General features: G+C 23.1%; 7 protein-coding genes. 2 read left to right on the top strand and 5 right to left on the bottom strand.

Annotated features, from left to right (window positions below; translation table 11 throughout):
* Positions 1 to 270: 270 nt before the first annotated feature.
* The 5 genes from pth to yihA form a co-directional block, all read right to left on the bottom strand.
* Complete coding sequence (pth, locus tag NQK76_RS00710; RefSeq protein ID WP_004995424.1) at positions 271 to 858, bottom strand: aminoacyl-tRNA hydrolase; 588 nt, start codon at positions 856 to 858, stop codon at positions 271 to 273.
* 122 nt (positions 859 to 980) lie between these two features.
* On the bottom strand, positions 981 to 3,776 hold the full coding sequence (locus NQK76_RS00705) for a cation-translocating P-type ATPase (protein WP_255872621.1): 2,796 nt from the start codon (positions 3,774 to 3,776) through the stop codon (positions 981 to 983).
* Positions 3,777 to 3,914: 138 nt separating this feature from the next.
* Positions 3,915 to 4,694: an alpha/beta fold hydrolase gene (locus NQK76_RS00700; protein ID WP_004995420.1), complete on the bottom strand. Its 780-nt coding sequence runs from the start codon at positions 4,692 to 4,694 to the stop codon at positions 3,915 to 3,917.
* Positions 4,695 to 4,726: 32 nt separating this feature from the next.
* Positions 4,727 to 7,345: a valine--tRNA ligase gene (locus NQK76_RS00695; RefSeq protein WP_004995417.1), complete on the bottom strand. Its 2,619-nt coding sequence runs from the start codon at positions 7,343 to 7,345 to the stop codon at positions 4,727 to 4,729.
* Positions 7,346 to 7,479: 134 nt separating this feature from the next.
* Positions 7,480 to 8,076: a ribosome biogenesis GTP-binding protein YihA/YsxC gene (gene yihA / locus NQK76_RS00690; protein WP_004995414.1), complete on the bottom strand. Its 597-nt coding sequence runs from the start codon at positions 8,074 to 8,076 to the stop codon at positions 7,480 to 7,482.
* A gap of 463 nt (positions 8,077 to 8,539) precedes the next feature.
* On the opposite strand from yihA, the gene pheS reads away from it, so the two are divergent.
* On the top strand, positions 8,540 to 9,580 hold the full coding sequence (pheS, locus tag NQK76_RS00685) for a phenylalanine--tRNA ligase subunit alpha (protein ID WP_004995402.1): 1,041 nt from the start codon (positions 8,540 to 8,542) through the stop codon (positions 9,578 to 9,580).
* Positions 9,581 to 9,640: 60 nt separating this feature from the next.
* Positions 9,641 to 12,064 (top strand): phenylalanine--tRNA ligase subunit beta, encoded by a 2,424-nt coding sequence (gene pheT / locus NQK76_RS00680; RefSeq protein ID WP_255872620.1) that lies wholly within the window; start codon positions 9,641 to 9,643, stop codon positions 12,062 to 12,064.
* Positions 12,065 to 12,094: the final 30 nt, after the last annotated feature.

The following is a 12,094-nucleotide window of genomic DNA, read 5'->3' as shown; positions in this document are numbered from 1 at the left end:
ACTTATTTAAATTATAGTAATATTTAAAATTTTTATGATATAAACATCATAATAAATAATAAAATATCATCTTCAGTTTTCAAAGAAGTAGTGATCAACTTAAATTACTATAATTTTACTTAATATGCAAAAAAATATACAAAAAACATACCTTAGGGCTATTTTTTTATTCCACAGTATAAAGTAACACAATAATTGTAATTGAAAAAAACTCTATTGTCAATATTTATTTGACATTTTATTCTTTATTTTTTTGATATCCAAAAACAATTAATTATTTTTCTTAAAATTACTAATTGTCATAAATAAAGATTCTAAAGAATTTGTAGTCAAAAAAATATCTATTAATCGTTTAAATAACACAAAATTCAAATGAATCAAATCGATATCTTTTTGATTCATTTTTTTTAAAACATATTGTGATAAAGGGATATTACGATCACGACCTACACCGATTTTTAATTTTAAAAAATCTCGTGTTTTTAAAACATCTATAATATTTTTAATACCATTATGTCCTCCATCATTACCATTTTGTTTAATTTTGAACTTACCTACATCTAAATTTATTTCATCATGAATTATAAATATTTTTGATAATCTGACATCATATTTATTTATAACCTTTTTAAGAGCTAAACCTGACAAATTCATATAAGTTTGAGGTTTAAGTAATAAAGTCCATTGATTATTAATACGACATCGATAAATTAAATTAAATTTATCACTATTTTCTTCGATTACAACATATTTTCGAAATTCTTTCAATAAATAATCAATTAACATAAAACCTACATTATGAGGAGTAAAATTAAAATTTAAACCCGGATTACCTAATCCTACAATTAATTTATACATTTATTATCATACTCCATTGAATTTTTTTATTAACTAAAAAAGTTCGAAAATATAAATAAATTTATAATAAATAAAAAATAATTATAATAAAAACTATAAAATTTATTTAGATATTAATAGCCTTACTTAGACTGCATATTATTAGTTATAAATTTATAAATAGTATCCATAATTAAAATAATTAATATACATAAACTCAAATATAAATAATGCTGCCAAGTAATAAAAGTAGTTCCAAAAAAACTATTAAAAATAGTTATATTTTGAGAAATTAAAATAAACAATATTAATTCACACAAAATGCCTACAAATAAAAGTCTATTTTTTTTTGTAAAAGTTTGCCAAAAATAAAACTTATCAGATCGACAAGCAAAAACATTACCTATTTGAGAAAAAATAACTGCACCGAAAGCCATAGTAGAAGCGAAAATGAACTCTTTTTGCTGAGCAATCATTTTAAAAGGAATATTTTGACGCATCAAAGACCAACCACCATAATGTAAAAAAAATATTAATGCTAATATACCTTCTACAATACCTAAAAAACCATAACTTCTTTTTAATAATTTAGTATCTAATAAATGATCTCGAGAGGTACGAGGTTTTTGAGATAATAAATTTTCTTCTGGTTCTTCTGCTCCTAAAGCTATAGCAGGTAATAAATCTGTGATTAAATCTATAGCCAGAATTTGCATAACAGTTAAATAAAGTGGCATTTTAAATAAAGCCATAAAAATAATTGGAAAAATTTGCGGAATATTCGAACAAAAAACATAACTAATAAACTTTTTAATATTAGCGTAAATAGCTCTAGATTCTATCACTGCCTTTGGTATTGTCGAAAAATTATTATCTAACAAAATCATATCAGCAGCATTCAAAACAACATCTTTAGTATCTTTACCCATAGTAATACCAATATGAGCGGCTTTCATAGCTAAAATATCATTAACACCATCACCAATAACTCCAACAATCTCATTATTTCGAGCATATGCTTCAGTAATTTTCAATTTATGTTTTGGAGTAGTTCGGGAAAAAAATATCGGAACTTCGGTTTTTAAAATATTTTGTAACTCTATAGGAGACATATTATCTAATTGAGAACCATCAATATTTAAAAAATTATCATCTCGAATTAAACCCACTTTTTTACCAATTGAAATAGCAGTAGGACCGTAATCTCCAGTAATAACAGTAATTTTTAAACCCGCTTTTAATAAATCTTCTACAGCCTGACGAACTTCTATTTTTGGAGGATCAAAATTAACTGCAAACCCTAAAAATACCATATCCTCTTCTTGTTTTTCTTGTTCAGGATTTTCTATTTTTTTATAAGCAATAGCTAAAATACGATAACCTTCACTAGATAATTGCTCATTACAATGCACAAAATAATCTTTTTCCAAAGTTGTAAAATCACTAACTTTATTATTTTTATATTGAAGATTACAACTATTTAAAATTACATCAGGTGCGCCCTTAACAAAGAGATATTTATTGTCAATATCATAATATTCTTGAGCTAAATTATGAACCAAAACACTCATTTTTTTATTTTCTGAATTAAAAGGATTAATTTTATCAATAATAAAATTTTTACGAATTTGTTGAATATTTAAACCATATTTTGTAGCTGCCACTAATAAAGCTGCTTCTGTAGGATTTCCAGTAATATTAAAATTAATATTTTCCGAATTTAAATCAATCAAATTGGCTTCCGAACACATAATAGTTGCTATTAGTATTTTAGAAATAACTTTATTATTAACCAAAATATCACCATTACTATTATCAAAATTACCTTTCTTTTGTAATCCGTGACCAGTAATATCGACAAAACCTCCAGGAAATAATAATTTTTTACAAGTGATTTGATTTTCCGTTAAAGTTCCTGTTTTATCGGTACAAATAACAGTAGCAGAACTTAAAGTTTCTACAGAAAATAATTGTTTAATCAAAGCCTTTTGTTTAGACATTCTTTGAGTACCGATAGCCAAACTTAAGTTAATAGTCGGTAATAAACCTTCAGGAATATTTGCTACTAACATACCTAAAGCTACAACAATAGCAGATTTTAATGCTGATAACCAACTAGATTCCCCTTGAAACTTAAAACGCCACAAACAAATCAAACAAACAAAAACAGCTAAAGAAGCGGCTAAAATGCTAATTCTTTTAACTACTCTATGTATCTCTAATTCTAAAGTACTAGTGCTTTTAGTAATATTACGAGCTAATCTAGCTACTTCTCCTATTTGAGTATTTTCTCCAATAGCATAAACAATACCTTTAGCGCTTCCCTGAGATACTGTAGTACCAGCGTAAACTAAATTAGGAATTTCAAAAATATTATCACTATGATCGTTTTTTAAAGAGTTTCTATTTAAAGGAATGGTTTCACCTGATAATGTAGAATTATCTACAAAAAAATTATTAGCTTCTATTAAACGAACATCAGCAGGAATAATAGATCCCATTTCTAAAAAAATTAAATCTCCTATAGTTAATTTTTGCGTATCTAAAATTTCTATCTTATTGTTTCTATAAACTTGAATTTGTTTCGGAATCATATCACTTAAAGAAGATAAAATTCTTTCTGCCTTATATTCTTGAAAAAAAGAAAAAATACCATTTACAATTACCACTGAAACAATAGCTATACCAATAGCTTTTTCATGGATAATAAAAGCTAAAAAACCAGCAATCCATAATAAAATAGCAAACATTGAAAAAAATTGTTTAATAAATTGTTTACCAAAAGAAAAATGTTTACTCTTTTTCATAACGTTTAAACCATATAACATTTGTCTTTTGCGAACTTCTTCTGTTGTTAAACCGGTTTTTTGCATTTTAAAAAAATCCCAAATTTCATCCGAAGATAAACGACTAATTTTAATAATATCTTCTTTATTCATAGATTTACCTCATTAATTTAAAAGATTAAACAAATTATTCATAAAATTTGTTACAAATAGATAACATATAATAAAATGCATAATAAATGGGAGTTTAATTATCAAAAACTTAATAATAATTTTAAATATAAAAAGTAATTAAATCCTATCATTTAACCATAATATAATATCATTGCAAATTTTAGACTTTTCGATATCGTGAAATAAATTATGATATGTTTCGTGATATAATTTTAAATTTTTATCCTTAGATTTAATAGAATCTAAAAGATGAATGCCATTTTTATAAGATATTATTTTATCTTGAGTACCATAAAGTAATAGAACAGGAGTCAAATAAGAAGAAAAATTTTTATTTAAATAACGCATACTCAAAACTAACAAATTTCTTAATAAACGATAACTAACGGATTCCAAACGATAAGGATGATAACCCTTACCCAAAGGAAAGTGCGCTATCTTAGAAGAATTAAAATTAAGTTTTTTTCTTTGCCACCAACTAAAAAAATAAAAAGGATAATTGAAACAAATATTTGAAACTTCTCTACTAGGAGCAGAACTAATAACCGCTCCATTTATATTTTTATATTTAATAACATAATTATTAACAATGATTCCGCCCATACTATGACCAATTAAAAAAATTTTCATAGAAGAATTTTGTTTAACATTTTTAACTAACTGCGCTAAATCATCTAAAAAAATATGAAAACTTTTAATATCTCCTCTTTTACCTAAACTTTTACCATGACCTCTCACATCATATGAAATTACATTAAAATTATTTTTAACTAAAAAATCAATTAAAAATAAATAATCACAAGAACTTTCTCCTAAACCATGAGTGATAATAACATTAGCTTTTGGTTGTTTAGATAATGAACAAAAAACATTTAAATAAGAATTAGAAAATAACATAATAAAAAACCATTTTTACCTAAAAATTAAATTTATTTTTTTTTGATTATTTTTTTATATTGTAATAAATATTTATTATATTTTTCTTTTTCTTCTTGAACTTTACTTTTATCCGCTTTATCCAAAAAAGATTTATTTTTCAAAAGATTTTCACTTCTTTTTAATTCAATTAAAATTTGATTAAGTTGAGAATTTAAATTTTTAGTATTTTGTTCTTGATTAATTTTCAATAACAATGCTCTTTTTATAAAAATAAAAATATTTTTATCCGCAAATAATAATTCATAATTATTATTACATGGAGAAGTACTACCTAATTTTATTTCTGATGCTTGAAAAATTTTTTTTAATTCAAATAATATTAATTGAAATTCATTTAGACAATTTAAAGGTACTTCTAAATATAAATCTAATAAAAAAATTTTATTCAAAGAATTTATTTGGCGAAATTGACGCATTTTAGTAACCAATTTTTTTAAAGATTCAAAAACAGATAACGATATAGAATCATTGAATTTCAAAATAGGTATTTTTTCTGAAATAATAGAAATGCCTAAATCTAATTCTTCATAAATAGCATCCGTAATAAAAGGCATAAAAGGGTGTAACACTAATAAAATAGTCTTCCAAATATAAAGAATTACTTTTCGACTATTTGAAATTAATTCAGGATCTTTCTCGATATCTTGCCAACAAATTTTATAAAATTCTAAACCCCAGTTAGCAAATTCTTCCCAAACAAAATTATATACCAATTTACCTATAACACTAAATTCATATTTATCATACAATACATCTATTTTTTTTAGTAAAGTGGATAATTTAGTTAATAAAAATTTTTCTGGCAAAAATAATTTACTTTGATCAAAATCTGTCGATAATGTTGAAAGATTATTTTTAATAAAAAAACCAATATTCCATAATTTATTAGCAAACTTCCAACTTGAAATAATTTTATTTCTATCAAAATAAAAATCTAAACCAGGGGAAGAATTAGTAGTCAAAAACCACCTTAAAGAATCTATCCCATATTGATCAATAATCTCTTTAGGATCCAAACCATTACCTTTTGATTTAGACATTTTTTGACCTTTATCATCTCGAATTAAACCATGTAATAAAACATCTTTAAAAGGCATTTTTTTTAAAAAAAACATACTTTGTAAAACCATTTTAACTACCCAAAAGGTTAAAATATCATATCCGGTAACTAAAACATCTACTGGAAAATGTTTTCGAAATAATTTTTGATTATTAGGCCATCCTAAAGCGCATAAAGGCCATAAAGAAGATGAAAACCATGTATCTAAAACATCTGAATCACGCGTAAATCCGCTACCCGGATCTTCTATTTGAACTTTAACTTCATTCTTCGAATTATACCAAGCAGGAATAGGATGTCCCCACCACAATTGACGCGAAATACACCAATCCTCTATCTTAGTTAACCATTGATTAAATAATGTTAAAAATCTTTTAGGAAAAAAATTAATTTTATGTTTTTTTAAAATTAACTTAGCTAATTCTTTGGTTTTCAAAAACCATTGCAAAGAGAGACGTGGCTCTATAACAATTCCTGATATATTAGCAAAACGAAGAGAATGATTATAATCTTCTATTTTAAATAAAAGATTTTTTTTATCTAAATCTGAAATTAACCTTTCGCGACAGACAAAACGATCTAACCCTTTATATTGTTCTGCCAATTCATTCATAGATCCATCAGAATTAATACATAAAACTGATTTTAGATTATGTTTTTGACCCAATTGAAAATCATTAAAATCGTGAGCAGGAGTAACTTTTAACAATCCACTACCAAACGACATATCAACATATTCATCTGTAATAATAGGTATTTTTAAACTAGTACCAGGAACTACAACTTGTTTACCAATTAAATGTTGATATCTTTTATCATTAGGATGAAACATTACAGCCTGATCTCCAAAAATAGTCTCAGGACGAGTAGTTGCTACTATAACAAAATCATCACTTAAAACTTTATCTTCTATTAAAAAATATTTTAAATAAAATAATTTACCTAAAACATTACGTTCATTAATTTCAGTATCAGATAAAGTAGTTTGAGCACTAGAATCCCAATTAATTATTTTATAATCACGATAAATTAAACCTTCTTTATACAAAGATACAAAAACTTTTTCAACAGTTGAACTAATAGAAGGGTTTAAAGTGAATTGTTCATAATCATAATCTAATAAAAGTCCTAAATCTTGCCATTGTTTACGGATATCTTTAATATATTTTTGTTGCCATTGATTCGCAAATTCCAAAAAAATATTTTTAGTTAATTTATGAATACAAAAACCTTTTTGTTGCAGCTCTTGTTTAATTTTTATTTGCGTAGCTATCCCGGCATGATCCATTCCTGGAACAAAAAGAACATTATAACCTGTTAACATTTTGCGACGAATAAGATTATCTTGTAAAATATTATTCCAAGCATGCCCTAAATGTAATTTACCTGTAATATTAGGAGGAGGGATAACAATAGTAAAATTAGGTAAATTAGAAAAATTACTTTTTTTTTGTAATTCTTTATATTTTAACCAATCAGCATATCTATTTTTTTCAATAATTTTAAAGTCATATTTATTATTCATATTATTTAAATTTAAATTTCTCATTTATGATTTCCTAATTAGGATAAATAGGTAGTAATATTCTACCACTTCCCGTACAAATATTAACAAACAAACTGAATTATCAAAAAACTTAAATTTTTTATTTTTCTTATAAAAATTTTTTATAATAATTTCTATTATACATCTAAATTTTTAAACATAAAACTAATAATTTCCGGAATACCATCTTTATCCCGACAAGAACATAAATAAAAATCTGTGATATTGCAAAAATTATTCTCAAAAGATTGCTTAATAACTCGAATTTGAGGTATTATGAAATTTTTTTTAATTTTATCTTTTTTATTAAGGATTACTACAATAGGAATTTTATATTTAATAAATTTTTGACACATTTGCAAATCTAATGAAGTTGGTCCAATATTAAAATCAATTATTTGAAAAATAATCTTAATAAACTTATTATTTCTAATAAAATTATGAAGCATTAACATTTGTTTAATACGCGATTCTTTATCCCTTTTAGAAAAGCCATAACCAGGAGAATCTACAAAATAAAAATAATTATTGATTAAAAAATAATTTAAAGTTATTGTTTTACCTGGTCTTTTCGAAAATAAAGCTAATCTTTTATGATTAGTTAAGGCGTTTATTAAAGAACTTTTACCAACATTACTACGTCCTATTAATAAAAATTCAGATAAATGCGGAATAGGGCGATATTTTAAATTAGTAATACTTTTAATAAAAACAGCTTGTCTAATTATATTCATAAAATCCAAAATAATATTGAAACGTTATATTTTCAAAATTAATTCCCTATCCTTGTATATTATTTTATTAATTTTTTTATACATAAATAAAACATTGATTATAAATCTCTGAGTTAAATTTCATAAAAAAATAAAACTTAAATAAGTTTAAAATTTTATCTTATTAAATTTCTAAATTAAATTAATTATGGTAATTAAAATTTAAATATTTAAATTATAATTATGATAATATTATAATATCATAGAAATAAAAATTAAAATTTTAAAAACTAAAAAGTTTTAAAATAAAAAATTTTAAAAAATATTTCGCTAATCAAAACAAAATATAAACACTAAATCTCAAATTTAATAAAATTATTTTAATATCAAAAAAACTTTTATCAAGATAAAACAAAAATTTTAGTTATTACTAAAATTTATTTATATATCGTAAGAACCAACAAAGGAAATTAAAATTAACCAAATGAATAATAAAAATGAAGCTTTACAACAAAAAATATTAAATTTAAAACAAAAAATTAAAGAAAAAATTCAAGAATTAGATAAAATAAATTCTCTACATCAATTAGATGTTCAATTTAATAGATTTAATAAATATTTCATAGAATTATTTAAATATATTAAACAATGTGATATAAAAGTAAAAAAAGAATTAGGACAACAAATAAATGAATTAAAAAAAAATTCTCTTCTTGCTTACCAAATTAATAAAACCAAATTAGAAAATAAACAATTAAACAAAAAAATAATAAAAGAAAAAATAGATGTTACTTTACCTGGATTTTCATTCCCAGAAGGCAGTATACATCCCCTAACACAAACAATTGAAGAATTAGAAAATTTTTTTTTAAAAATGGGTTACGTTATTTATGAAAGTCAAGAAATAGAAACAGATTTATATAATTTTGAACTTATGAATATAAGCAAAAATCATCCGGCTAGAGATATGCAAGATTCTTTTTATCTGGATCACAAAAAAGAAACACTTTTAAGAACTCATGTTTCTTCAATGCAAATTAAAGCTATGTTACAAAACCCTAATAAACCTTTAAAAATAATTTCATCAGGAAATGTTTATCGTAGAGATAAAGATGATGCAACTCATAGTCATCAATTTACACAATTAGATGGATTTGTCATTGATTACACAGCTAATTTAGAAAACCTAAAAACCACTATTAATACACTAATTAAACACATTTTTGGCAGAAAACAAAAAATCTTTTTTCGACCATCTTATTTCCCTTTTACTAATCCCAGCTTAGAAGTAGATTTGATCTTAACAAAAAAAAATAAAGAAAAAATTTACCTTGAAATTATGGGAGCAGGATTAATACATCCAAATATATTAAAACAGGGTGGTTTCGATCCTGCTAAATATCAAGGATTCGCTTTTGGTATGGGTATCGAACGCATAGCTATGTTAAAATATCAAATAGAAGATATTCGAGATTTGTACAATAATGATTTAAGATTTTTAAAACAATTTTCATTATTAAATTAATATACTTAAACCTATTAACATAAATTAGATGAAAAAATAATTAAAAAAAGAGAAAATATCATGATTATCAACGAAAACATTTTAAAAAAATATTTATCCACATCTATTCCTAAAAATTTAAAATTTCTAATTAATAATCATATAACAGAAGTAGATAAAATAGAATCGATCCATCCTCAATTAAAAATAAAAAATAACCAAAAATATATTATTGGAAAAATTATCCAAATTATACACAAAACCATTAAAGTAGATATTGGCATAAATATAGTATCTATCTCGCTAAATAATAGTATTGATTATGATAAATTTTTAATAAATAAGAAAATTATTATTTTAATAGAACATAATTCACCAAATTTTAATATCACTAATAATAAAAACCCATTTACAAATATTTCTGATGATGAAGTATTTAATAAAATATTAATATCGCATAGAGAATTAAAATTATCTGAAAAATATTTAATAGAATCAGAAAAAGGTAAAATCTTATATTTAGATGATCAAGCTCCTATTGGTCAATGCGCTTTAACATATTTAAATTTAAAAGGCTCCACTATAACATTAGCTTTAACACCTAACAGAGCAGATCTTTTATCGCATATAGGTTTCGCTAAAGATCTACAATCTATATTAGAATCATCTATCACAGAATTAAATAATTATCCAAAAAACCATAATAATCCTCGTGAATCAGACAAATTAAACCCTTTTAGTATAAATATTAAAAGTAACAATTGTTATGAATATAATATAAGATATATAACTAATTTAACAATAAAAACCAGCCCTTTATGGTTACGTAATTTACTAATAACAAATCAAATAGAACCTGTAAATAATGTTATAGATGTTATTAATTTAATAATAATCGAATATGGTATACCATTAAATGTTTTAGATGCCGATCAATTCAATAACCAACAGATTGAAATAAGAAACGCTAAACAAAATGAAAAAATTATTAATTCGAAAGAAACATATTTTTTGAGAGATCAACAAGATATAGTAATCACTAATAATAACGATATCATCTCTTTAGCGGATATTTTAAATAACTCAAATTATGAAATTACAAATAAAACAAAAAAAATAATTATTACAAGTAGTTATTGGAATATAGAAAGTATTTCTGAAATATCCAAACACCACCAAATCAATAATCAAAAAACTTTAAGATTAACTAAAGGAATTGATCAAAGTTTAATAGAAACAGCATTAGAAAAAGCTACATTTTTAATACAACAATTAACTGACGGTATAGTACATAAAAATATTATGTCTCAAAAAATACAAAAATATCATAATCCAGAAATCAAAATAACATTAAATGAAATCAATAAAAAAGTCGGTTTAAAATTATCTTCTAAAAAAATCATAAATAATTTAAAAAGATTAAATTATAAAATAAAATTTATATCGAAACCTCAAAATTATTTTATAGCTCAAGCTCCTGAAAGACGTTATGATATCACTACACCTGAAGACATAATAGCAGATTTAGTCAGATTAAATGGTTATAATAACAAACAAATTAATACCCCTATTGATAATTTTAAAGAGCGTAATTCTGAGCAACAATATATAATTAAATTAAAAAAATTATTAGCAAACCTAGGTTTTTACGAAATTAAAACATATAAACTCGTTAATGAAAAACTTTTTAACCTATTTTATCATGATCAAAATTACCTATCAGTGATAAAACCTATTACCGAAGAAAGAAAAATTCTTAGACAATCTCTTAGCGGTAGCATGTTAGAGGTTTTAGAGTTTAATCATAAAAATAAAAATACAGATAATGCTTTTTTTGAAATATCTAATGTGTTTTATGAAAATAAAGAAGTTTTGCATTTATCATTAGGTATTAGCGGTTATTTAATAAAAAATCACTGGTTAAAAAAAAATATAGAAAGTTCTTTTTTTATTTTAAAAGGGATTCTAGAAAAAATAGCTAATTTTTTAAACATTAATATGTCTTTCTGTCCTACCCAAAAATATTTTAATTTGCATCCGGGAGCGCAATCTAACATTAAAATTAACCGAAAAAATATTGGTTTTATAGGAGAAATACATCCAAAATTAAATAACATATATCATTTAAATAAAAGTTTTATAGCTGAAATTAATCTAGATATGATTTTAAAAAAATCTTTAAAACAAGATATAATCATTAAAAAAATTAACAAATTACCTTATATAACTAGAGATTTAAGTTTTTGGATAAATAAAAAAATTCACTTTCAACAAATATTCGAAAGTTTAAAACAAAATTTTCAAAAAATTTTAATAAAATGCGAATTGTTAGATATATATACTCCAGATTCTAATAACAAAAATAAATATCAAAAATATTACTCTTTATCTTTTCGTCTAACATTTGAAAATATCAATAATGATTTAAATAAAAATAAAGTAGAGCAAATTATTAATCAAATAGAAAATAATTTAAAAATTAAATTTCAAGCACAAATAAGATAAAGATAAAATACTATACATAATAAATAGGAG

The organism is Candidatus Phytoplasma australasiaticum subsp. ipomoeae, from assembly GCF_024425275.1.
GTDB lineage: Bacteria > Bacillota_I > Bacilli_A > Acholeplasmatales > Acholeplasmataceae > Phytoplasma > Phytoplasma australasiaticum.
This window is presented reverse-complemented; position numbering and strand designations above follow the sequence as displayed.

Bases quoted from the DNA above. Each gene is read 5' to 3' on its own strand.
- pth (WP_004995424.1), bottom strand. From the start codon at position 858: ATGTATAAATTAATTGTAGGATTAGGTAATCCGGGTTTAAATTTTAAT.
- NQK76_RS00705 (WP_255872621.1), bottom strand. From the start codon at position 3,776: ATGAATAAAGAAGATATTATTAAAATTAGTCGTTTATCTTCGGATGAA.
- NQK76_RS00700 (WP_004995420.1), bottom strand. From the start codon at position 4,694: ATGTTATTTTCTAATTCTTATTTAAATGTTTTTTGTTCATTATCTAAA.
- NQK76_RS00695 (WP_004995417.1), bottom strand. From the start codon at position 7,345: ATGAGAAATTTAAATTTAAATAATATGAATAATAAATATGACTTTAAA.
- yihA (WP_004995414.1), bottom strand. From the start codon at position 8,076: ATGAATATAATTAGACAAGCTGTTTTTATTAAAAGTATTACTAATTTA.
- pheS (WP_004995402.1), top strand. From the start codon at position 8,540: ATGAATAATAAAAATGAAGCTTTACAACAAAAAATATTAAATTTAAAA.
- pheT (WP_255872620.1), top strand. From the start codon at position 9,641: ATGATTATCAACGAAAACATTTTAAAAAAATATTTATCCACATCTATT.